16 protein-coding genes are annotated in these 24,120 nt (G+C 64.0%); 4 read left to right on the top strand and 12 right to left on the bottom strand.

All coding sequences use genetic code 11. The annotated features are described in order from the left end of the window. Positions 1-3: 3 nt before the first annotated feature. The 3 genes from H8B02_RS04155 to H8B02_RS04145 form a co-directional block, all read right to left on the bottom strand. The gene (locus H8B02_RS04155) at positions 4-891 is read right to left on the bottom strand and encodes an ABC transporter permease (RefSeq protein ID WP_229164995.1); all 888 of its coding nucleotides are present in this window, start codon (positions 889-891) and stop codon (positions 4-6) included. 2 nt (positions 892-893) lie between these two features. Beyond that, on the bottom strand, positions 894-1,847 hold the full coding sequence (locus H8B02_RS04150) for an ABC transporter permease (protein ID WP_229164994.1): 954 nt from the start codon (positions 1,845-1,847) through the stop codon (positions 894-896). A gap of 197 nt (positions 1,848-2,044) precedes the next feature. Then, the gene (locus H8B02_RS04145; protein ID WP_376711590.1) at positions 2,045-3,697 is read right to left on the bottom strand and encodes an ABC transporter substrate-binding protein; all 1,653 of its coding nucleotides are present in this window, start codon (positions 3,695-3,697) and stop codon (positions 2,045-2,047) included. Positions 3,698-3,908: 211 nt separating this feature from the next. Between H8B02_RS04145 and H8B02_RS04140 the strand changes: the two genes are divergently transcribed. Next, positions 3,909-5,516, top strand: a complete 1,608-nt coding sequence (locus H8B02_RS04140) for an ABC transporter substrate-binding protein (protein WP_229164993.1) — start codon at positions 3,909-3,911, stop codon at positions 5,514-5,516. A 156-nt stretch (positions 5,517-5,672) separates the two neighbouring features. On the opposite strand, the gene H8B02_RS04135 is transcribed toward H8B02_RS04140, so the two are convergent. Continuing rightward, positions 5,673-7,907 carry a CHASE2 domain-containing protein gene (locus tag H8B02_RS04135; protein ID WP_229164992.1) on the bottom strand — a complete coding sequence of 745 codons (2,235 nt, stop codon included), beginning with the start codon at positions 7,905-7,907 and terminating at the stop codon, positions 5,673-5,675. A 93-nt stretch (positions 7,908-8,000) separates the two neighbouring features. Beyond that, positions 8,001-12,155 (bottom strand): VCBS domain-containing protein, encoded by a 4,155-nt coding sequence (locus tag H8B02_RS04130; RefSeq protein ID WP_229164991.1) that lies wholly within the window; start codon positions 12,153-12,155, stop codon positions 8,001-8,003. Positions 12,156-12,749: 594 nt separating this feature from the next. Here H8B02_RS04130 and H8B02_RS04125 point away from each other — a divergent pair. After that, positions 12,750-13,502, top strand: coding sequence for a transglutaminase-like cysteine peptidase (locus tag H8B02_RS04125; protein WP_229164990.1), 753 nt, complete (start codon positions 12,750-12,752; stop codon positions 13,500-13,502). Positions 13,503-13,625: 123 nt separating this feature from the next. Here the strand turns inward: H8B02_RS04125 and H8B02_RS04120 are convergent, their stop codons facing one another. The 6 genes from H8B02_RS04120 to H8B02_RS04095 all read right to left on the bottom strand — a co-directional run bounded on the left by H8B02_RS04120 (position 13,626) and on the right by H8B02_RS04095 (position 20,540). Beyond that, positions 13,626-14,825: an ABC transporter substrate-binding protein gene (locus H8B02_RS04120; protein WP_229164989.1), complete on the bottom strand. Its 1,200-nt coding sequence runs from the start codon at positions 14,823-14,825 to the stop codon at positions 13,626-13,628. Between the two features lie 137 nt (positions 14,826-14,962). Beyond that, positions 14,963-16,801 carry an AMP-dependent synthetase/ligase gene (locus H8B02_RS04115; RefSeq protein WP_229164988.1) on the bottom strand — a complete coding sequence of 613 codons (1,839 nt, stop codon included), beginning with the start codon at positions 16,799-16,801 and terminating at the stop codon, positions 14,963-14,965. Positions 16,802-16,957: 156 nt separating this feature from the next. Further along, positions 16,958-17,737 carry an ABC transporter ATP-binding protein gene (locus H8B02_RS04110; RefSeq protein WP_173640269.1) on the bottom strand — a complete coding sequence of 260 codons (780 nt, stop codon included), beginning with the start codon at positions 17,735-17,737 and terminating at the stop codon, positions 16,958-16,960. A gap of 10 nt (positions 17,738-17,747) precedes the next feature. Continuing rightward, entirely contained in the window at positions 17,748-18,506 is a 759-nt protein-coding gene (locus tag H8B02_RS04105; RefSeq protein ID WP_092119690.1) for an ABC transporter ATP-binding protein, read from the bottom strand. Continuing rightward, a complete protein-coding gene (locus H8B02_RS04100) occupies positions 18,503-19,654 on the bottom strand; it encodes a branched-chain amino acid ABC transporter permease (RefSeq protein ID WP_229164987.1) in 1,152 nt (383 codons plus the stop codon). Before H8B02_RS04100 ends, H8B02_RS04105 begins: the two co-directional genes overlap by 4 nt. A 10-nt stretch (positions 19,655-19,664) precedes the next feature. Then, entirely contained in the window at positions 19,665-20,540 is an 876-nt protein-coding gene (locus H8B02_RS04095) for a branched-chain amino acid ABC transporter permease (protein ID WP_229164986.1), read from the bottom strand. A 293-nt stretch (positions 20,541-20,833) separates the two neighbouring features. Between H8B02_RS04095 and H8B02_RS04090 the strand changes: the two genes are divergently transcribed. Then, positions 20,834-21,586 carry an ABC transporter ATP-binding protein gene (locus H8B02_RS04090; protein WP_092119695.1) on the top strand — a complete coding sequence of 251 codons (753 nt, stop codon included), beginning with the start codon at positions 20,834-20,836 and terminating at the stop codon, positions 21,584-21,586. Next, positions 21,583-23,103, top strand: a complete 1,521-nt coding sequence (locus H8B02_RS04085) for a permease (RefSeq protein WP_229164985.1) — start codon at positions 21,583-21,585, stop codon at positions 23,101-23,103. The genes H8B02_RS04090 and H8B02_RS04085 overlap by 4 nt, the downstream gene beginning before the upstream one ends. 8 nt (positions 23,104-23,111) lie before the next feature. Here H8B02_RS04085 and H8B02_RS04080 read toward each other — a convergent pair whose 3' ends face one another. Then, complete coding sequence (locus H8B02_RS04080; protein ID WP_229164984.1) at positions 23,112-24,050, bottom strand: alpha/beta fold hydrolase; 939 nt, start codon at positions 24,048-24,050, stop codon at positions 23,112-23,114. Positions 24,051-24,120: the final 70 nt, after the last annotated feature.

Genomic DNA, 24,120 nt, shown 5'->3' with positions numbered 1-24,120 from the left:
GCTCTAGTTCCTGATGTCCATCGCGCTGCGCATGCCGTCGCTGAGCAGGTTGAAGCAGATCGAGACCGCGAAGATCATCGCGCCCGGCAGCGCTGCGACCCACGGGTTGACATAGATCGCGGTGCGCAGCGTGTTCAGCATCAAGCCCCATTCCGGCTCCGGCGGCTTGGTGCCGAGCCCGAGGAACGAGAGACCGGCGGCGAGGATCATCGACACCGAGATCAGGCCGGTGGCGTAGACGAAGATCGGACCCAGCACGTTGCCGAGCATGTGCACGCGCATGATGGTGAACGGACCGGCGCCGGAGGCGCGCGCCGCCTCGACGAAATCCATGTTGCGGACACCAGTGGTGACGCTTTCGGCGACGCGGGTGATCTGCGGCACGAACACGATGGTCAGCGATACGATCGAATTGGTGATGCCGGCGCCGAGTGCACCCGAGATCGCGATCGCCAGCAACACCGACGGAAAGGCGTAGAACACGTCGACGGTGCGCATGATCGCGGTGTTGAGCTTGCCACCGACGTAACCGGCGACGAGGCCGAGCGAGGTGCCGATCAGGAAGGCGAGGATCACCGGCAGGATGCCGATGACCAGCGACAACCGTCCGCCATAGATCAGCCGCGCCAGCATGTCGCGGCCGAGCTCGTCGGTGCCGAGCGGATAGCCCGGCGTGCCGATGTGGCGGAGACGACGGATCATCGAGCCCTGATAGGGATCGGCGAGATGCAGCCATGGCGCCAGCAGCGCGGAGGCAAAGATCAGCACCAGGATGATGGCGCAGGCCATGCTGACCTTGTCGCGCCTGATGCGACGCCCAACCGTCGCCCAGTAGCCGCGCGCCTTGGTCGCCGGGGCGGCCTGCAATGCAGTATCTGGCATCGCACTCATGGCTAGCTCCGCTTGATGCGCGGATCGATCGCGGCCTGCGCGATATCGACCAGGAGATTGAGCAGCACGAAGAACAGCGCCAGCACCAGGATCGTGCCCTGCAGCAGCGGAAGATCCCGCTGGAAGATCGCCGAGTTCAGCAGCAGCCCCGAGCCCGGCCACGAGAACACTGTCTCGATCAGGATCGAGCCGCCGAGCATGTAGCCGAGTTGCAAACCCATCACCGCAAGCGCGGTCGGCGCCGTGTTTTTGACGACGTGGCGGAACACGCCGGTCTCGCGCAGGCCCTTGGCGCGCAGCGCCTCGACAAAATCCTGGCTCAGGATGTCGCCGGTCAGCGCGCGCACCGTGCGGGTGACGATGCCCATCGGGATCACCGAGGTGGTGATCGCCGGCAGCACCAGATAGCGCATATGCTCCCAGTCCCACGCCCAGGCGCCGGAGCCGCCGGGTCCGGCACCGACCGCGGGCAGCCAGTTGAGCTGCACCGAGAAGATGATGACCAGCACCATGCCGAGCCAGTAATGCGGCAGCGAGACGCCGGCGATAGCAACTGACGTCGCGACCTTGTCGACCCAGGTGTCGCGGAAATAGCCGGCGATCAGCCCGAACAGCAGGCCGAGCGTGAAGCCGATCATCGCGGCCGCAATCGCCAGCATCACGGTGTTGCCGACCGCGCGCATCACTTCCGACAGCACCGGCCGCCCGGTGGCGATCGAATTGCCGAGATCGCCATGGATCGCGCGCCACAGCCACAGGCCAAACTGCACCGGTAGCGGGCGATCGAAGCCGTAGGCGCTGCGCAATTGCGCGGCGAGCTCCTGCGAGGCATCGGCCGGCAGCACCGCGACCAGCGGGTCGCCGGGCGTGATGTGCACCAAGAGGAAGCACACCAGCGCAACGCTGAGCACGATCGGAATGACGTAGACGATCCGTCTGGACGTATAGGCGAGCACGTTGCGTTCTTTCTTCCTTCTCCCCTTGTGGGAGAAGGTGGCGCGCAGAGCGCGCCGGATGAGGGGTTCTATCCGCGGATACAGTCATTTCAGTTCAGCGAGGAGTGCCCGCGGAGACAACCCCTCACCCGGCTTCGCTCTCGCGAAGCCACCCTCTCCCACAAGGGGAGAGGTACCTAAGAGCGCCGCGCGTTATCTCACGGCACGACCGAGACCGGCGAGAAGTCGACGAACCAGCTCTTCGGCTGCACAAAGCCCTTGACCTTCGGGCTCATCGCGCGCGGCGCAACGTCGTGAGCGACGTACAGGAACGCCGCATCGTCGACCGAGGCGGCGTGCAGTTCGGCGAGCGCGGCGTCGCGCGCCGCCGGTTCGAAGGTCTGGCGGGCCTTCTTCACCAGCTCGTCGAACTTCGGATTGTTGATGAAGCCCCAATTGTTCGAGACCGGCGGCGCCATGCCCGATTGCAGGAAGCGCACCAGCGCGAAGAACGGATCCATCGCCGCATAGGTGACGTTGGTCGCATTCGATCCGTTGGCCGACGGATCCTTGGCGCCGCGCCGCCAGTTGGTGAACAGCGTATTCCACTCGATGACGTCGAGCTGCACATCGAAGTAGCACTCGGCCAGAGCCTGTTGCAGATACTCGTTCATCGGCAGCGGCAGCATCTGGCCCGAGCCCGACGCCGAGGTCTGGATCTTGACCGTCAGCTTCTTGTTGGGACCGAAGCCGGCCTCCTGCATCAATTTCTGCGCGGCCGGCTTGTCGTATTTGATCTGGAAGGTCGGGTTGCCGCGCCAGGGATGGCCGGGCTCGAACGTGCCGGTGGCCGGCACCATCAGCCCCGCGAGCAGGCCGTCACGCAGCCCTTCGCGATCGACGCAGAGATTGGCGGCCTTGCGGACCCGGATGTCATTCCACGGCGAGCCTTCGACGCGGGAGAACTGCCACGGCCAGACATGCGGCTCCTCGTTGGAATAAAGATTGAAACCGCGCTGCTTGATCTCGGGCAGCGCGTCGGGCGCCGGCGCCTCGATCCAGTTGACCTGCCCCGACAGCAGCGCCGCAGTGCGCGCGTTGGCCTCGGGCATCGGCAACAGCACCATCTTGTCGATCTTCGGCACGCGGGCCTTGTCCCAGTAGTTCTCGTTCTTCACGAGCTCAAGCCGCTCGCGCGGGGTGAAGCTCGACATCTTCCACGGGCCGGTGCCCGAAGCGTCCTTGGCGAACGCGGCCCATGCGGCCTGCGACTTCGCCTTGGCATCGGCACCTTCGGCCTTGTCGTAGAATTGCTGCCACTTGGCCGGGCTCGCCATGAACAGATTGGTGAGGTTGATCGGCAGGAAGCTGTCCGGCTCCTTGGTGGTCAACTCCACCGTCATGTCGTCAATCTTGCGCGCCGAGACCAAGGTCGGCATGCGCGAGGCGGTAACGCCGACCTGGCTCGCATCGTATTGCGGCGCGTCCTGCTTCAGCACCTTGTCGACGTTCCAGACCACGGCGTCGGCATTGAACGGTGAGCCGTCGTGAAAGTTGACGCCGGGACGCAGCTTGAAGACCCACTTGGTCTTGTCGGCATCGTCGACCTTCCACTCGGTGGCGAGGCCCGGAATCATCGCGCTCGCCTTGTCCGACGAGGACAGGTCCCACATCGTCAGCGCGTCATACATCGTGAGCCCGGTGAAGCGGTTGCCCTCAAAACCCTGGTCGGGCTGCCCGAGCGTGCGCGGAATATCGGCAGCCGTCATGCCAATGCGCAGCACGGTCTCGGCGCTGGCGATCGCCGGCACACAATTGGCGATCGCAAGCGCCAGCATGATCGCCGTCGCATTGGTCTTCCTGTTACGCATCTGAGCAACCCCTTCGAAGTCTGGTGACGTTTTAGTGATTATTTCTTGGGCAAGCGTATGCAATGCCTGTGCCAAGGGGAATAGTTCTTCAGCAAATAACCGCTGGGCGCGTCATTTCTTCCCACCTCGCGCCTGAACCGTGCGAAGATGCCTATTCTGGCATCATGCTTGCAGGATTTGGCCCCGACTTCCCAGCAACGGAGCCTTCTATATGCGCGCCCGCAATTCGATCCTGACGGCGGCAATGGCGCTCGCCCTGACCGCGGGCTGGCCGGCCATCTCAGCGCGAGCAGAGTCCATTGTGCGCTACGGCATTTCGATGGCCGACATTCCGCTGACGACCGGCCAGCCCGATCGCGGCGCCGGGGCCTATCAGTTCACGGCCTACACGATCTACGATCCGCTGGTGGCCTGGGAGATGGACGTTGCCGACCGGCCGGGCAAACTGGTGCCCGGGCTCGCGACCGAATGGAAGGTCGATGACAACGACAAGACCAAGTGGCGCTTCACCTTGCGCAAGGGCGTCAAATTCCACGACGGCAGCGACTTCAACGCCGACGCGGTGATCTGGAATCTCGACAAGGTGCTGAACGACAAGGCACCGCAATTCGACAAGCGGCAGAGCGCCCAGGTCAAGACCCGGCTGCCCTCGGTCGCGAGCTACGCCAAGATCGACGACCAGACCATCGAGATCACCACCAAGACGGTCGACTCCTTCTTCCCCTACCAGATGCTTTGGTTCCTGGTCTCGAGCCCCGCGCAATATGAGAAGCTCGGCAGGGACTGGGACAAGTTCGCCAGCCAGCCCTCCGGCACCGGCCCGTTCAAGCTGACCAAGCTGGTGCCGCGCGAGCTCGCCGAGCTGACCAAAAACCCGGACTATTGGGACAAGAAGCGGCTGGCGAAGGTCGACAAGATGATCCTGATCCCGATGCCGGAGGCGCTGACCCGCACCAACGCGCTGCTGGCCGGTCAGGTCGACCTGATCGAAACGCCGGCGCCCGACGCCGTGCCGCAGCTCAAGGCCGCCGGCATGAGGATCGTCGACAACGTGACGCCGCATGTCTGGAATTATCATTTGAGCGTGCTGCCGGGTTCGCCCTGGACCGATATCCGCCTGCGCAAGGCGCTCAACCTTGCGATCGACCGCGATGCGGTGGTTGGCCTGATGAATGGCCTCGCCAAGCCCGCCAAGGGCCAGGTCGACCCGTCGAGCCCGTGGTTCGGCAAGCCGAGCTTCGAACTGAAATACGACCTCGCGGCCGCCAAAAAGCTGGTGGAGGAAGCCGGCTATTCAAAGGACAAGCCGCTGAAGACCACCTTCATCATCGCCCAGGGCGGCACCGGGCAGATGCTGTCGCTGCCGATGAACGAATTCCTGCAGCAGAGCTTCAAGGAGATCGGCATCGATATCGACTTCAAGGTCGTCGAGCTCGAGACACTCTATTCGCACTGGCGCAAGGGCGCGGCCGACGAGATGAACGCCGGCATCACCGCCAACAACATCGCCTATGTCACCTCGGATCCGCTCTACGCCATTGTGCGGTTCTTCCATTCCGGCCAGGTGGCGCCGACAGGCGTCAACTGGGGCGGCTACAAGAATCCGAAGGTCGACGCGCTGATCGACGAGGCCAAACAGACCTTCGACAGCGCGAAACAGGATGCGCTGCTGGCGCAGGCGCACGCGCTGATCGTCGACGATGCCGCGCTGGTGTGGGTGGTGCACGACACCAATCCGCACGCGCTGTCGCCGAAGGTGAAGACCTTCGTGCAGGCGCAGCACTGGTTCCAGGATCTGACGCAGATCGGTCTGGAGTAGATCTCTCGTCGTCCCGGCCGAGTGCGCAATTGCGCACAGGGACCCATAACCACAGGGCGTGATTGTTGTGCGACGCTGTGGCCCAGCTCGCTCCATCCGCACGTCCTGTGGTTATGGGTCCCGGCCTTCGCCGGGACGACATCGAATGTGCGTCGCCTATTTCGTCGTCAACGCGAAGGCGCCGTCCCAATCGTCCGGCGGCGGCTCCTTCTGGAAGGCGCGGATACGCGCCTCATAGAGGCGGTAGAGATATTGCAGCGTCTGCGCCTCGTCGGTCTTGCGGCCGCGCTCGATCGCGGCGAGCGCGCCGTCCCAATCGCGGCTGCGGTAACAGGCGAGCATTTCGATGGTCAGGTTGCGCAGCCGCTGGAAGCGGCCAGAACCGGCCACGTCCTCGCGGCCGGCGATCGCATAGATCACCTCGGGCTCCTTCTTGCCCTTCACCATGATGAAGTCGAGTTCGAGGATCGCGAACTTCTCCTTCACCGCGAGCGCGGTCTTCGATCCCACGATGATCGGGAAGCCGTATTCCTTGGACTGCCCCTCCAGGCGCGCCGCCAGATTGACGCTGTCGCCGAGCACCGAATAATTGAACTTGAGATCAGACCCCATATTGCCGACCACGCAGGTGCCGGTGTTGAGGCCGACGCCGATGTTGAGCGGCACATAGACGTGGCCACCGTCCTGCGCTTCCTGCTCGCGCTTGCGGTTGAGGTCGCCGACGTGCTCCAGCATGTCGAGCGCGGCGTCGCAGGCGTTGAGCTGGTGCTGCTTGTCATCGAGCGGCGCGTTCCAGAACGCCATGATGGCGTCGCCCATGTATTTGTCGATATAGCCCTTGCGGGCGAGAATCGCGTTGGTGAGCGGCGTGAGGAAACGGTTCATCAGCGCCGTAAGGCCCTGCGGATCGCGCTTGTAGGTTTCCGAGATCGTGGTGAAGCCGCGCATGTCCGAGAACATGATGGTCATCTCGCGCTCCTCGCCGCCGAGCACGAGCCGCTCCGGCGATTGCGCCAGCTGCTCGACCAGCGCGGGCGACATGTATTGCACGAATTGCGACCTGATCTGCCGGCGCTGCTGCTGTTCGCGCACGAAGGCGGAGAAGATCAGCGTGAGATAGATCGCCGTGGTCGACATCAGCGGATAAGTGAAATCGATCAGGAGCCGGTGCTGGGAATAGAAATACCAGGATGTGCCGGTCAGCACCGAGGCGAACATCCCGCCGACAACCACCAGCGTGACCGGACCGAACTTCGGCGCGAAGGCGATGACCAGCAGCCCCATGATCAGCGCCGCGAAGAACTCGATGCCGATGCCGTAGTTCGGTTGCGAAACCACGTCGCCGGTCAGCGCGCTCTCCAGCACCTGGGCGTGAACCTCGACCCCAGGCATCGCCGGCGTCACCGGCGTGGTCTTGATGTCGTTGAGCCCGACCGAGGAGGTGCCGATCAGGATCAGCTTGCCGGCGATCCTGTCGGGCGGCACCCGCCCATCCAGCACGTCGACGGCCGAGACGTAGATCGAGGGGTCCCGGCGTGCGTAGTGGATCCAGAGCTGGCCGTAGAGATCGGTCGGGATCGCAAAGCCCTTGATACCGAGGCTCTGGATGCCGGCCTTGTCGGCCTTGATCAGGATGGTGCCCGAGCCGCCCGCCACCCGCAGCATTTCGAAGGTCAGCGACGGCATGGTGATGCCCTGCGCGACCATCATCATCGGCACCCGCCTGACGATGCCGTCGCGTTCCGGCCTGATCGTGAACAGGCCTCGCCCGGCCGCGGCCTCCTCGAGCACCGGCACGTTGCGCAACAGTCCCGGAAACTGGAACATGAAGCGCTGCGGTTCCTCGCCGAGCATCGCAAGCCCGGTGACCGGCAGCTTTTCGTTGAGGTCGGCGCGCACGTTGGGGCCGCCGGATTCGCCGAGCACCACACGCGAGTTCTTGATGGCGTCAGCCAGGATGCTGTCGTTGCTCGGCAGCTGCCGCAGCCTGGCGCGCATCTCCTCATCAAGGCTGCTGAACGTATCGGCCGCGATATCGGGGTTGAGGCGGTCGGGCTCGGAGAACACCGCGTCGAACGCGATCACCACGGCGCCAAGCCGGGTGAGGTTGATGACGATGTCGGCAAGCCGAGTCCGCGGCCACGGCCATTGCCCGAGCCGGGGATCGGCGAGGCTCTTTTCGTCGATATCGACGATGGTGACGGGCCGCGCGGTCTTCTGGCGGGGTTCGATCACCTGGAATGTGTCGAACGTCCTGACGCGAAGCTCCTGAACCGGAGCCGGATCCGCGATCCGCAGCGCGGCAATGCCGATCAAAAGCGCCACGCAGGCCAGCCGCGCATAGCCGAAGCGCCGTCCGAACCACCTTCGTATCGCCTTCAGCCGTCTCATGCCGTCTGGATATCACGCGCGGAGAGTTGTTCCAATCGAGCAGACGTTGCGCAATGCAGGATCCGGTCGGCCCTTTCAGGAGGCCGACGCCCATCACGTATAATGAATGATGAAGTCGCTCTGATGCAAACTCGCCTTCGCGACATTGTGCAACGTGATCGTGTCTGCACTGTCGACCGTGATCAGCGTATCGGCCGAATTCGTCGGCGACGTCGTCACATTCTGATCGAACCAGCTGCTGAAGGTGCCTGTCGAGACGACCGTGGACAGGTCGATCTGGTCCTGGCCCGGCGTAAAGTTCAGGATCGTGTCGTGATTGAAGTTCGGCGCAAACACGAACTTGTCCTGATAACCCGATCCGAAGAACACGTCCTTGTCGCTGGTGCCCGTCAGTGTCACCGGCTGAGACGGATTTTGCCGGACGTTGAAGATCAGGTTGACCGTATCGCTCGCGCCATGGCCGTCGGTCACGGAGAGCGCGATCTTGTCGGTCGCCGGCGGGGTCAGGCCCGGGTCGTAGACAAGGCCCGGCGACCCGAGCGCGGTGTTGAGATCCGGGAGATGGCCGAGCAGCACTGGCGGCGCGACGCTGCTGCCCGAACCGGGGTTCGTCGCGGCCGCCAGGGTGAAGTTCTCGTTGGCGCCGGCATCGACATCCGTAACGGTCAGGCCGGAGATCGTTTCGGTCCCGTTGGGATTGTCGGTGATGCTGATGTTGTCGGTATGGATCACCGGCGCGTCGTTGGCGCCGACGACATCGACCGTCAGCGTCGCAGTCCCGGTCGCGCCATGCGCATCGATGGTCTCGACGGTGAACGTGTCGGCATAGGTGCCCTTGGCCAGCGCGTTGATCGCGGCGGCAGCGGGAACGTAGCTGTAAGTGCCGTCCTGGTTAACCGTGAGCGAGCCGTAAAGGCCCGCGATCGACGAGTTGACCGCGACATGGTCCGAATTGAGGGCGGCATAGGTCAGCGTCGCGGTCTCGCCGTCGTCGACGTCATGGCCGTGCAGCGTGCCGGCGAGCGGGCTGAACGTGTCGTCAGCAGCGGTATCGGTGAGCGTGCCGGCATTCACGTCGGCCAGTGTCGGCGCGTCGTTGGCGCCGTTGATCGTGATCGTCACGGGCTGAGTGATGACGCCGCCGTCGATCTGGATCGTGTAGGTCAGCGTCAGCGTCTCGCCGGCGGCGAGATAGTCGAAATACTGGTCCGCGGCCGAGAAGGCCCAGGTCTGCGATCCGTTCACATGGCCGGTCGAATCCGTCAGCGTCCCCAGCGACAGCCAGTTCAGGATGGTGGACTGGTCCTCGGGCAGGCCCGCGGTCGCCCCGGATTCGGTCACGCCGGTGATGGATATGGTGTGAGCATCGCTGAGATCGACATCGGCAAATCCCACCACGCCCGATGCGACGTCCGGCTTGGATGAACCCGTCGCGTCGGGCTGCTCGGGGATGATGGCGGTCTGCGGCGCCGACGTGACGGTTGGCGCGTCATTGCTGCCGACGATCGTGATCGTCACCGGTTGGCTGATCACGCCGCCATGATGGTCGTCGATCTTGACTGTGTAGGTCAGCGTCAGCGTCTCGCCGACGGCGAGATAGTCGAAATTCTGGTCCGCGGCCGAGAAGGTCCAGGCCTGCAATCCATTCACATGGGCGGTCGAATCCGTCAGCGTCCCCAGCGACAGCCAGTTCAGGACCGTGGACTTGTCCTCAGGCAGGCCGCTGGTCGTGCCGGATTCCGCGACGCCGGTGATGGACACGGTATGGGTGTCGCTGAGATCGACGTCGGCAAACGCCACCACGCCTTGAGCCACGTCCGGCTTGGTCGAGCCGGTCTCGCCGATCGCCTCGGGCACCGAGGTGGTCGACGGCTCCGACGTGAATGTCGGGGTGTCATTGGTGCCGGTGATGGTGATCGTGACCGGCTGGGTGACGACGCCGCCATGGTGGTCGTCGACCTGGATCAGGTAGGTCAGCGTCAGCTTCTCGCCGGCCGCCAGATAGTCGAAATTCTTGTCGGCGGCCGAGAACGTCCAGGCATTGGATCCGGCCACGCCGCCGGTCGTATCCTTCAGCGTGCCGAGCGACAGCCAGCTCAGGATCGTCGCCTGATCGGGAAGCCCGGTGGTCACGCCCGTTTCGGTGACACCGGCCACGGTGATGCTGTGGGTGTCGCTGAGATCGGCGTCGGTGAAGGTCACGGTGCCGGATGCGGTATCGGGATTCGCCGAACCAGTTACGCCCTCGGCCTCGGTGATGGCGGCTGCCTGGGTCGGCGAGGTGATCACCGGCTTGTCGTCGGTGCCGACGATCGTGATCGTGACGGGGACCGTGACGACGCCACCATGATGGTCGTCGATCTGGACCGTGTAGATCAGCGTCAGCGTCTCGCCGGCGGCGAGATAATCGAAACTCTTGTCGGCGGCCGAGAACGTCCAGGAGCGCGATCCCGTCACGCCGTCGGTCGAATCGGTCAGTGTGCCCAGCGACAGCCAGCTCAGCATGGTGGCCTGGTTGGGGATTCCGCCAGTGAAGCCGGTCGCGGCGACGCCGGTGATGGCGACCGTGTGCGTGTCGGTCAAATCCGCATCGGTAAACGTCACCGTGCCATGTGCCGTATCGGGCACGGCGGAATTCGTCGTCCATGGCAGTTCGGTGATCGAACCGACCTGTGCCGAGGACGTCACGACCGGAGTGTCGTTGGTGCCGGTGATGGTGATGGTGATGGTCTTGAACGCGGTCTCGTTGCTCAGCGCGTAGTTGTTATCGACGCGCACCATGTAGGTGAGCGTCAGCGTTTCTCCGGCGGCGAGGAAGTCGAAGGCGCCGTCGGCAAGGCTGTAAGTCCAGGTCGCCGAGCCGATGTTGTTGTTCAGCGGATTGGGTTCGAGCAGCACCGGGACCTCGACGGCCGCGATGGCCGCCTGTTCCGCCGCCGTCAGCGACGAGGTGACGTCGTTGCCGCCGGCATCGTGGTAGCTGAACGTGCTGAAGTTGATGGTTGCAGTCGGCTTGTCGCCGAGGTTGACGTCCACCCATGTGATCTGGCCGTTCACCGTGTCGAACAGCGTGCTGTGGGTCTGTCCGGCCTGTTCGGTGAACGCCGCATTCTGTGTCACGACATGCGGCGGCCCGGCGATGTGGTCGGACTTGGGGGCAGCGGCCTGCGATCCGGAACTGTTGGTCAAACCCAGCAGAAAGTTGATCGGCACGAAGGCGTCGCCGGTCGCGAGTTTCAGGCCGATCGTGACCGGGACGACGCTGTCCGTGAAGTTCGTCGTGAGCTTGGTGTTGGGATTCGAATTGTCGGTGAACTTCAGCGCGAAGACATCGGAAATCAGCTTCTGCGCATCGGTCGACAGTTGCGCCGACGAGACGAAGCTGACGCTGCCCTGGCCGTTGACGATGGTCTGGGTGCCGGCCTGATCGACGGTCGCGATCGGATTGAGCGTCGTCTTGTCGAACAGAATGTAGGAGCCGGTGGTGCCGTCGGGCTCGACCAGCACCTGGAATTTGGCCGGCGGCACGCCACCCGTGCCCTGCACGTCGAAATCGATCTCGACCAGCACTGCGGTGCCGCGAATGCCCATGGTCGCGACCGGCGTATCGACCTTCATGTCGCCATGCTTGGCGGTCGCGCCGGCAACGAACGAGATCGTGCCCGAGACGAGGCTCATCAGCGACGAATTGCTCGACCCGTTCGGGTCGTAGATCATCTCGTTCAGCACCATCTTGGCATTCGGCCCAAGACCGAACACGGTGCCGTCGATGAAGGTGATGCCGAGCGTCGAGTCGCCGCCGGACTGCACCACGTCACCCTTGTTGACGTTGTCGCCCTGGTTGAGGACGATCGCGACACCATTGCGGATCGCGGTGGCGTTGCCCGCCAGCTTGGTGACGTGACCGATGACCTTCGCCGGTTCCACCGCGCCGCCGGCCTGGGCATATTGGGTGTAGCCGGTGAGCGCCTTGACGAGGTCGCCGGTGAGATGCGCGCCTTCAGGCGACGCCAGGGCCGCGTGTTTCTCGCCCTTGAAGTAGTCGTGCAGGACGAGTTCCCGGTCGTCCTTCGAGATGACGAGATCGAGCCCGGTCCGCTTGAAGTCGCCGGTGAACAGCAATTGCCCGTCGTCGACGGTGATCGCGCCGGGCGGAGCGTGCGTGGAAACGCTGTCGACATGCACCGATCCACGGGCATAAGCGTCCGTGCTCGGCAAATAGCCGTCGAATTTCTCGACAAAGTTCACTGCGGATCACCGCACGAAGGTTAATATTGGTAGAATATCCGAATGATTACGCCTGCATATCATCGGATAAAGCTTCGCGAAACCATCCTGTGCTTTCGCAAGGTGCTCTGATTGCGCGGTTTGAGCGGGTGTGACTTGGCTCACTCTCTCATGATTCGTGTAGTTCGGACTGACCTGACGGTACCATGAGATGGGATTTGAGCCAAGATGGGTAGTGAGCCACGTATTCGTGGTATTGACTGGCATTTCTCTACTTGCCTTTATTTCCCCGCAGCCCCGAGAGGGCATTTGACCCCATTTTTCCGGCTAAAGCTGTGACCTGGCTTACAAATCGCAGCTATCCCGTGCGCGGACCGGCCGGGTTAACCAGAAGGCAAGGATGAGGCGTTTTGCGGTGGAAAAAGGTTCGCCGGTTCGTTTCACAAACCGGTAAAGTTTTCGGGACCCGGAGCAGACGCCCTTTAGCCTCCTGCCCGGTTTCCCCACATCTTAAGTCGATTCGAAGGGATCGTTGGCCATGCTGTCGGCATGAAACGATCCGGTCGCGTGCGCGGTGCAGTATCCACCCGTCGATGAGCGGACAGGGGGTGTCACATGGGTAACTCGCTTCGCTCGTTTGCGCTGCGCGCCGTCATGCTGGGCTTCGGCCTGGCCCTGGCCGCGCCGATTGCCGAGCTCAAGGCCGCCTCGGTGCTCTCGCCCGGCCCGGCGACACTGCTCAGAAAGTCGACCGAGCCGTTCGGCCTGTCGACTAGCCTGCTTGCCGACGGCGGCCTGCGCGACAAATGGCTCGGCGTGCAGCGCCAGCTTGCCGACGAATTGGTGCAGCTCGCAGCCTGCGAGAGCAACCGCGCGGGGTGTACGTCGCCGGAGGCGCTGCGGTTCCTGGCGATCGTCGATGCGGGACGCGCGCGCACCGGTCGCGCCCGTCTCGGCGAGATCAACCGCGCGATCAATCTGGCGATCCGCCCCGGCAGCGATCTCGCGACTTATGGCGAGCCCGACGTCTGGGCTACGCCGCTCGCCACGTTTGCTCGAGGAAGCGGCGATTGCGAGGACTATGCAATCGCGAAATTCGTGGCGCTCGGCAAGGCCGGCGTCGCGCCGGAAGATTTGCGCATCGTCGTGATGCATGACCTGCTCGGCGGCGAGGACCATGCCGTGGTCGCGGCGCGACTCGACGGCCACTGGCTGACGCTCGACAACCGCCGCATGGCGATGATCGAGGATGCCGACATCAGGCGCTTTCGGCCGACCTTCGTGATCGACCAGAACGGCGTCAGCCGTTATGTCGATGCGTCGCTCGTCATCGAGGCCGCGTGGCGGCCGACAGCGGCGGTGAATTGACTGGGTCATTCCGGGGCGATGCGGAGCATCGAACCCGGAATCTCGAGTTCCCCGGTGCGCAACTGCGCACCTGTGGTCTGGTGCTACGCACCATCCCGGAACGACGGTCCCGAGGAATGCCTCTCAGAACATCAAATTGTCCTTCACCAACACCCAGCGGCCGCCCTTGACCTGCTGCACCTGGGTGATGGTGTTGGCGAGATGATCGGTCTTGGAGAACTTGGTCGGCGGCGAGCTGAAGATGTCGAGGAACTTGTCGCCTGACTCCAGCGCGTCGAGCATCTTCTGGCCGGTGAGATCCTTGCCCGCCTTCTGCGCGTAGAAGGCGAAGGTCATCACCGCGTTGTAGCCGATGATCGCCTGCGTGTTGGCCTCGCTGTTGAACATCTTCTTGTAGTTGATGAGCCAGTCCTTCACCTTGCCCTTGGCCGTGTCCTCGTAGGGAATCTCGAAGCCCGACGCGGCGTAGAGGCCTTCGACGGCCTCCTTGCCGAGCGCCGGCACTTCGAGCACGTTGGTCGGCGTGGCGCCGAGGAAGGTGACGTCCCAGCCGAGCTTCTTCGCCTCGTTCATCGCGCCGATGGTCTCGCGGATCACGGTGCCGAGCACGACGAGATCGCAGCCGTCGGACTTCATCTTGGCGACCTGCGCCGAGAAGTCGGAGGCGCCGCGCTTGTAGCTCGTGACCGAGGCCGGCTGCACCTTCATCGCGCCGAGCTGCTGGGTGAAGCCGTCGAGCACGTTCTTACCGTACTCGTCGTCCTGGTGCATGATGCAGGGCTTCTTGAAGTTCTTCCACTCCATCATGTATTTGATCGCGGCGCGCGTGCTCTCGACATAGGGCAGCAGATTGTTGAACTTCAGCCGCTCCTGCGGCTTGGCGGGATCGAACTTGAAGGTGAATTCGGCGGCGGTCAGCGGGAACAGCTGCAGCACGCCGGCATCGAACAGGATGTCCTGCGCGGCGAGCACGGTCGGCGAGCCCATCGGGCCGATCATCGCGAAGACCTTGTCGCGCTCGACCATCTTTTGCGAGGCCAGCACGGCCTTCTTCGGGTCGTAACCATTGTCCTCCAGGATCATCTTGATCTTGCGGCCGTTGATGCCGCCGCTGGCGTTGATTTCCTCAACCGCCATCTTCATGCCGTTGGACACCGGAACGCCCCAGACCTTGATCGGGCCGGACAAATCCTGATGCGTTCCGATCACGATCTCGGTCGGCGAGATGCCTTCATTGGTGACCTTGGTCTGGGCTGCGGCCGGCAGACAGGTCAGCGCCAGCGCGCTCACCGCAAGGCCCAGCGCCTTCAGCGATTTCGACATTGCAGTCTCCTCCTTACATGGCCCATGTTGAGCGAAGGGTCGGGCCTGCTCGCTCCTTCGCCGCGTCCGTCATCGTCGACTCTCTCCTTGAGCATGATCTATTCGGAAAACCGCTTCACACTTTTCCGGATCACGCTCTACGCAACCGCCCGCGCGCCATACATGGCATCGATCTCGGCCGCGTAGCGCTTGTTTACGAAATTGCGCTTCAGCTTCATGGTCGGCGTCAGCTCCTCGTCCTCGGGCGTGAGCTGGCGCTCGATCAGGTAGAATCTCTTGATGGTCTCGACGCGCGCGAACTTCGCGTTGACCGCCTCAATCTCACGCTGGATCAGGTCCTGGATCTCGCGGGCACGGCACAAGCTCGCGTAGTTGGTGAAGGGGATATCCTGGTCCTGGGCGTATTTCTCGACATTCTCCTGATCGATCATGATCAGGCAGGTGAGATACGGCCGCTTGTCGCCGATCACGACCGCATCGGAGACGTAGGGCGAGAATTTCAGCTGGTTCTCGATCTCGGACGGTGTGATGTTCTTGCCGCCGGAGGTGATGATGATGTCCTTCATCCGGTCGGTGATCTTCACATAGCCTTCATTGTCGATCGCACCGACGTCGCCGGTGTGCAGCCAGCCTCTCGCGTCGATCGTTTCGGCGGTCTTCTCCGGCTGGTTGAGGTAGCCCATGAACAGGAAGTCGCCCTTGATCAGGATCTCGCCTTTCGGGCAGATCATCACCTCGCCCCAGGGCGCGGCCTTGCCCACCGAGCCGAGCTTGATGCGGTCCGCCGGCATCATGGTCGCGACGCCGCAATTCTCGGTCTGGCCGTAGACCTCGCGCATGTCGATGCCGAGCGCGAGATACCAGCGGATCAGATCCGGCGAGATCGGCGCCGCGCCGGTCAGGGCGATCCGGCAGCGGTCGAGCCCGAGCATGCGGCGGATGTTGCGGAACACCAGCCAATAGGCCGCGCGGTTGGCGAGCCGCAGCGACAGCGACGGCGTCTCGCCCTCCAGCCGGCACTCGGTCATCCGGTTGCCGATCGCAAGCGCCCGGGCATACATCCAGTTCTGGAACGGGGTCGCGTCCTTCAGCGCGATGGTGATACCGGAATAGAACTTCTCCCAGATCCTGGGCACCGCGAGGAATGCGGTCGGCTGCACCTCGCGCAGATTGTCCGGCACCGTCTCCGGGCTCTCGGCAAAATTCATCACCGAACCCAGCCCGAGCGAGATGTAGTAGCCGCCGACCCGCTCGGCGACATGACAGAGCGGCAGGAACACCAGCCGCTCCTCGCTGTCGGTCGAGGGATAGAGATCGTTGGCGTGGCGCATCTGGTGCGTCACGCTGCGGTTGGAATGCATCGCCCCCTTGGGCGGGCCTGTCGTGCCCGACGTATAGACCAGGATCGCGAGATCGGAGGCGGTGCGGCTGCCGGTCATTTCGTCCCACAAGGCGTTATTGCCCTGCGCATGATTGCGGCCGAGCGCGGTGAATTCGGCAAGCGACAGCACCATCGGATCGGAGAAGCCGGAGAGGCCCTCCATGTCGAACACGACGATCTTTTCCAGCGTCGGACAGCGTGACCGGCAGGTCAGCACCTTGTCGAGCTGCTCCTCGTCCTCGACGAACATCACCCGCGTGCGGGAATCATTGACGAGGTATTCGACCTGCGCCGCCGAATCGGTCGGATAGATGCCGGAAGACACACCGCCGGCGCACAGGATGCCCATGTCGGCATAGACCCATTCCGGCACCGCGTTGGCGATGATCGAGGCGACGTCGCCGGGACGGAAGCCGGTCGCATGCAGGCCGAAGGCGATGTCCTTGGAGATCTGCAGCCATTCGCGCCAGCTGGTCGGCTGCCAGATGCCGAACTTCTTCTCGCGGATCGCGGGCCTGTCGCCACGCGTTTGCACCGCGAGCAGAAAGCTCCTCGCGATCGTGTCGGCAACCGTCAGCACCGCTGGTCCTGCCATGCGCGCTCCCTCCTCTGCCGCTTGCCCCACCCGCCGGCTCGAATGCCGGTCTTGTTCGCGAAGCAGGCCTGAAATCTAGCTCCAACTGGCTCTCAGCGCCAAACCTTCCTCGGCAAACTTTAGTCGACGCCAACCTTCGTCAACGCCGATCTGAGCTCAGCGCCAGGTCTTCTTCTTTTTCCAGCGCCGCTCGCCCCGCGCGCCGGCTTCCTTGGCACCGAGGTAGAACTCCTGGATATCGGGCGAATTCAACAGCCGTTCGCAGGTGTCGTTCATGACGACGCGGCCGATCTCCAGCACATAGCCGTAATGCGCCGTCTCCAACGCGATCTTGGCATTCTGCTCGACCAGCAGGATCGACATGCCCTGCTCCTCATTGACGCGGCGGATGATGGTGAAGATCTCCTTCACCAGGATCGGCGACAGCCCAAGCGACGGCTCGTCCAGCAGCAGCAGCGTCGGCCGGTTCATCAGCGCCCGCCCGATCGCAAGCATCTGCTGCTCGCCGCCCGAAAGCTGTCCGGCCGGCTGGCCGAGCCGCTCCTTCAGCCGTGGAAAATAGCCGTAGACGCGTTCGAGGTCCTGCGCCACACCGTCGCGGTCCTTGCGCAGATAGGCGCCCATCATCAGGTTCTCGCGCACCGACAGGAACGGAAACACCTCCCGTCCCTCCGGCACGTGGCTGAGGCCGAGCCGCACGATCCGGTCGGCCTCCATGCGCTGGATCGGCTTGCCCAGGAATTCGATCGAGCCCTTCTGCGGATCGAGGATGCCGGAGATCGTCTTCAAGACCGTGGTCTTGCCGGCGCCGTTGGCGCCGAGCAGCGTCACGATCCGGCCGCGCGGCACCTCGAGGCTGATGCCGCGGATCGCCATGATCGGCCCGTAATAGCTCTCGATGTTGGAGAGTTTCAGGATGATGTCTGCTGCGCTCATGGCATCATCCTCATGCGCCGAGATACGCTGCGACGACGTCGGGATGGTGCTGCACCTCGGACGGCGAGCCCATCGCCAGCACACGGCCGTAGTTCAGCGCGATGACGCGGTCGGAGACCCGGTTGACCAGCGTCATGTCGTGCTCGACCATCAAGACCGTGATGCCGAGCTCGCTCTTCATATCGCGGATCCAGAACGACATGTCGTCGGTCTCCTCGACGTTGAGGCCGGATGACGGTTCGTCGAGCAGGATCAGCTTCGGCTCCGAGCACAGTGCGCGCGCCAGCTCGATCACCTTGCGCACCCCGTAGGGCAACCCCGAGATCAGCTTGTCGCGGTACGGCTCGAGATCGAGGAATTCGATCACCTGCTCGACCCGGCGGCGATGTGCCTTCTCGCCGGCGCGGACGCTCGGCAGGAACAAGAGCTCCTGCCAGAGCTGGGTTGTGGAATGGCGATGGCGGCCGACCAGCAGATTGCTCAGCACGGTCGCATTCTCGAACAGCTCGATATTCTGGAAGGTCCGCGCGATGCCGAGCCTGGCGATATCGTAGGCGGGCTGCTGGGTGATGTCCTGGTCCTCGAAGAAGATCTTGCCCGAGGTCGGCGGATAGATCCGCGAGATCAGGTTGAAGATCGAGCTCTTGCCGGCGCCATTGGGCCCGATGATCGAGAGGATCTCGCCCTTCTCGACCGCGAAGCTGACGGCATCGACCGCCTTGAGGCCGCCGAAATGCAGGGACAGGTTCTCGGCGCGGAAATAGCTCATCGGTTCCGCTCCGATTTCACGTAGATCTTCTGCCGCTTGAAGGTCGCGCGCTTGTACAGCGGGAACAGCTGGAAGAAGAGCTTGATCTTGAGCCAGCGGCCATAGAGCCCCAGGGGTTCAAAGAGTACGAACACCACGATGATGATGCCGTAGATCGCGCCCTTCAGCCCGTTGGCCGAGGCAAACGCCGCGACCGCGTCCTGGATGTGGCCCGCGCGTTCCGTGCCGGCGCCCAGAGTGGCTGCGACGCCGCTGATCACGCCGGGCATGTCGTCCTTCAGGTAGGTCAGGAACGGATCGATCATGACCAGGAAGATCGCACCCAGCACCGCGCCATGCAGGCTGAAGGTGCCGCCGATCAGGATCACGATGATGAACTCGATCGAGAGCTGCAAAGTGAACATCTCGGGCGAGATGAAGGACAGCTTGTGGGCGAACAGCACGCCGGCAAAGCCGGTGATCGCCGCCGAGATCGCGAACGACTTCACCTTGTAGAGCGCGACGTTGATGCCCATGCTGCGCGCCGCGGTCTCGCTGTCGCGGATCGCGACAAAGGCGCGCCCGGTCGGCGAGCGCAGCAGATTGAGTGTGCCGACGATGGTCAGCACCAGCACCGCAAGACACAGATAGTAGAAGGTCGGGCCGTCGCGCGACACCGTGGTGCCGAACAGCTGAATGGTCTTGACCCGCATGCCCTCATTGCCGTGGGTCACGCTTTCCCAGCGCGCCAGGATTTCCTCGACGATGAAGGCAAACGAGATCGTCGCGATCACCAGATAGATGCCCTGTAGCCGCAACGCCGGAAATCCGACCAGCGCGCCGACCACGCCGGTCAACAGCCCCGCGGCGAGGAAATAGACCGGAAACGGCACGTTGAATTGCTGCAGATAGGCCGCGGTGTAGGCGCCGATCGCCAGAAATGCGGCATGGCCGAGCGAGGCCTGTCCGGTGAAGCCGGTCAGGATCAACAGCCCGACGCCGACGGTCGCATAGATGCAGACGAAGACCAGCTGGCTCATCAGATAGCTTGAGAGCACGTAGGGCGCGACCAACAGCACCGCCAGCAGCAGGCCGTAGGAATAGATATAGCCGGAATGCGGGAACAGCCTGATGTCGTCTTCATAGTCGGTCTTGAAGAGAAACCGCATACGTCGCTCCTCAAACCTTTTTTCGAACATGAAGGCCGAACAGGCCCTCGGGCTTGAGCAGCAGCACCGCGAGCAGCACGATGTAGGGCGCGACGTCCTTCCAGCCCTGCGGCAGATAGAAGCCGGCCATGCTCTCGATCACACCGATCAGGACGCCGCCGACCACCGCACCCGGGATCGAGCCGAAACCGCCGAGCACGGCTGCCGGAAACGCCTTCAGCCCCAGCACCAGGCCGACATTGGAATGGATGAAGGTGATCGGCGCCAGCAGCACGCCGGCGCAGGTCGCCACCGCCGCCGAGATCGCCCAGACGATCGAGACCACGCGCTTGACCGGGATGCCCATGTAATAGGCAGCCAGCATGTTCTCGGAGCTGGCGCGCATCGCGGTGCCGAGCGTGGTGCGGTTGAAGAACAGATAGAGCAGCGCGCACAGGATGATGGTCGCCGCGATCACCGACAATTTGTCATAGGCGAGCACCAGGCTGCCGATCCTCACGACGCCCTGGCTGAACGGCGTCTCGATCTTGAAGTCGTCGGTGCCCCAGATCATGCCGGAGACCGAGCGCAGGAAATAGCCGAGCCCGATCGTCGCCATGATGATGGAGAACTGCGGATAGCCGAGGATCGGCCGTACCACGACCCGCTCGGCCAGCATGCCGAACAGCGCCATGCAGATCACCGCGCCGGCGAAGCCGACCCAGTAATTCAGTCCGAGCATGCCGATGAAGGTGAAGGCGAAAAAGCCGCCCAGCATCATCAAATCGCCTTGCGCGAAATTGACGACCTCGGTTGCCTTGTAGACCAGCACGAAGCCGAGCGCGATCAGGCCGTAAACGCAGCCGAGCGCGATGCCGCTGACGAGCTGCTGAACAAAGTCCAGCATCGTTCCCTCCCCGATGCCCGGCGATTCTTCCCGATCGCTCGTTGCATCCCGCCTTCACGCCCTTGTGTCGGAAGCGCTGAAAGCTGCCTATGTCCGCTCGGATTGAGCCAAAAGGCCCGATCCCTGTCAACAAACCGCTGATCCGGCTGTATCATCACATTTGCGGAGATATGCCGCAGCACGGACTAATACGGATATCGCGTTCGATTTGCCCCGTGCGATTCACTGCACCGAAACGGTTTTTGTCCAAGCTTACGCAACCGACGAGCGAACTCCCGGATCGCCAACGCACCATGACTTCGGAACTGTCCGCACTCGCCGTGCGAGGGTTAACCAAGCGTTTTGACCGCCCGGCGGTCGACGCGCTCGATCTCACCGTCCGTGTCGGTGAATTCTATGCGCTGCTCGGGCCGAACGGCGCCGGCAAGACCACGACGCTGCGCATGGTGGCAGGGCTATTGCGGCCCGATGCCGGCTCGGTGTCGATCCTCGGCATCGATGCACTGGCCGACCCGGTCTCAGCCAAGCAGATCATGGCCTGGGTGTCCGACGAGCCGATGATCTACGACAAGCTGACGCCGCTGGAATATCTCGAATTCGTCGCCGGCCTGTGGGGCATCGATCCCCGCACGTCGGAGAAGTCGGCGCGCAATCTCCTGGTGTCGCTCGGGCTCGAGCCGCATCTCAACGCGCGCTGCGAGGGCTTCTCCAAGGGCATGCGCCAGAAGGTGGCGCTCGCCGGTGCGCTGGTGCACGATCCCCGCCTGATCATTCTCGATGAGCCGCTGACCGGCCTCGACGCGTTGTCGGCGCGTCACGTCAAGGGACTGCTTCAGGAGCGCGTCCGCGCCGGCTGCACCGTGATCATGACCACTCACATTCTCGAGGTCGCCGAGCGCATGGCCGACCGCATCGGCGTGATCGCGGCCGGCAGGCTGATCGCCGAGGGCACGCTGGCCGAGCTGCGCGAGCAGAACGGCCGCAACGACACCACCCTCGAGGACATGTTCATCGCGCTGGTCGATACCGAGGCGGCCGCCGCGTGAGCTCGACCGCCCATCTCACCTGGTTCGCCCGCCACGAATTCCGCCTAGCGTGGCGCGAATGGCTGGCGATGATGACCGGCGGCCAGCGCCGGCGCAACCGCGCCGTCATCGGCCTGCTGATCTTCGCGGCGATCCTGCATCTGCCGGCCTATGCCGTGGTCGTCCGCTATGTCGACCTGCGGTTTCCGCTCGATCCGTCCTCGCTGATCGTGCTGACCGCGACGATCTTCCTGTCCTGGGCGCTGATGCTCTCGCAGGCGATCGAGTCGGTGACGCGGGTGTTCTACGCCCGCGCCGATCTCGACCTGATCATGTCGTCGCCGGCAAAGCTCACCAACATCTTCTCGATCCGGATCGCCGCGATCGCGCTGACGGTGAGCAGCATGGCGCTCTTGCTGTCGACGCCGTTCATCGACGTACTGGTGTATCTCGGCGGTGCACGCTGGCTTGCCGGCTTCGGCGTCGTCCTTGCGATCGGGCTGTCGGCGGCGGCCGCGGCGATCGCCGTCACCGCGTTGCTGTTTCGCCTGATCGGACCAGGCCGGACGCGGCTGGTGGCACAGATCGTCTCCGCCGTCATCGGCGCCGGCTTCGTCATCGCGTTGCAGGTCGTCGCCGTGCTGTCCTACGGCACCCTGTCGCGCTTTGCCTTTCTGACCTCGGATACCGCGGCACGAATTGCCCCGGCCCTCGACAGCCTCGTCTGGTGGCCGGCGCGCGCATCGCTCGGCGACCTCGACATCATGATGCTGCTGCTTGCCACCGCGCTCGTGCTGCTCGGCGGCGTGATGGCGGTGTTCGCGCCGCGGTTTGCCGACACCGTCGCGCGCGTCGCCGCCAATCCGGCCACGGTCACGCAAGGACGCGCCCGCGCGTTCCGGACCGGCTCGCGGCAGCAGGCGCTGCGGCGCAAGGAATTCCTGCTGCTGCGCCGCGATCCGTGGCTGCTGTCGCAGAGCCTGATGCAGATGCTCTATTTGCTGCCGCCGGCGCTGATGCTGTGGCGAACCTTCTCCGGCACGTCGACCGCGATCGTGCTGATCACGCCTGTCATCGTGATGGCCGCAGGCCAGCTCGCCGGCGGACTGGCCTGGCTGACCATCTCGGGCGAGGACGCGCCCGATCTGGTGGCAACCGCGCCGCTGCCGCCGTCGCGCGTGACCCGCGCCAAGGTCGAGGTCGTCCTGCTCGCGATCGCCGCGGTTTTCGCGCCGCTGGTGGCCGCGCTGGCGTTCGCCTCGCCGGGGCAGGCCGCGGTGACGGCGATCGCGATCGTCATCGCGACAGCATCCGCCGCCGCGGTCCAGCTCTGGTTCCGCGCGCAGGCCAAGCGCAGCCAGTTCCGCCGGCGCCAGACCTCCTCCCGCATCGCCACCTTCGCGGAGGCCTTCTCCTCGATCGGCTGGGCCGCAACCGCGGCGCTGGCCCTGACGATCCCGATGGCCGCGCTCATCAGCGGCATTCTGACGCTGCTGACGCTTGCGACAGCCTGGAAGATCAGCCCGCGGCGCGCGTAGGAACCACGCTAGCCGTTCGCCAGCTCCATCACCGCCGCGGCGAACGCCTCCGGCGCTTCCTGCGGCAGATTGTGGCCGGCGCCCGGGATCACGCGATGCGCCCGGCGGGCAGTGTACTTGGCCGCGCTGGCGCTGCCGTCGGCGGCAGCCGTAACCCCGTCATCGGCACCGTCGAGCGTGATGGTGGGGATCGCAATCACCGGCAGCGAGTCCAGCCGCCGCTGCAAATCCGCATATTGCGGATCCCCGGCGACAACGCCGAAGCGGTGCCGGTAGCTGTGGATTACCACGTCGACATAATCGGGATTGTCGAATGCAACCGCGGTGCGCTCGAAGCACGCATCGTCGAACGCCCAGCTCGGCGACCATTGCGACCACAATATCCGTGCAATGCCGGCCCGGCTGGCGACAAGCCCCGCCCGCCCCCGCTCGAGCTGAAAGTAGTACTGATACCACAGCGGCACCTCGCGCTCCGGGCGCGCCGGCACCATCGCATGCGCGATGTCCTGGATCATGTAGCCGTTTGTGCAGACGAGCCCAATGCATCGTTCCGGCCACAGCGCCGCACCGATCGAGGCGGCGCGGCCGCCCCAGTCATAGCCGGCGAATACCGCGCGCTTGATGCCGAGCGCATCCATCAGCGCGATCAGGTCGGCCCCGACCGCCGCCTGCTCGCCCGAGCGCGGCGTCGCCTTGTCACGGAACACCGTCGGGCCGTAGCCACGCAGATAGGGCACGATGACCCGGCAGCCCTGCGCCGCCAGCAGTGGGGCGACGTCCACATAGGAGTGGATGTCGTAGGGAAAGCCGTGCATCAGCATCACGGCCGGCCCGTCGGCCGGGCCCGCCTCGTAATAGGCGATGTCGAGCACGCCTGCGTCGACATGGCGCAATGGCTCGAGCCGTTTGGTGGATGGTGCGCGCGGCGCGGAGCTATTGTCAGTCACGCAAAACTCCCTGATCGCTGTGATCTGCGCGGCATGATAGCGCCTGCCAACGAAATAATCGCCCGGATCG

This window comes from Bradyrhizobium altum (assembly GCF_020889705.1).
GTDB lineage: Bacteria > Pseudomonadota > Alphaproteobacteria > Rhizobiales > Xanthobacteraceae > Bradyrhizobium > Bradyrhizobium altum.
This window is presented reverse-complemented; position numbering and strand designations above follow the sequence as displayed.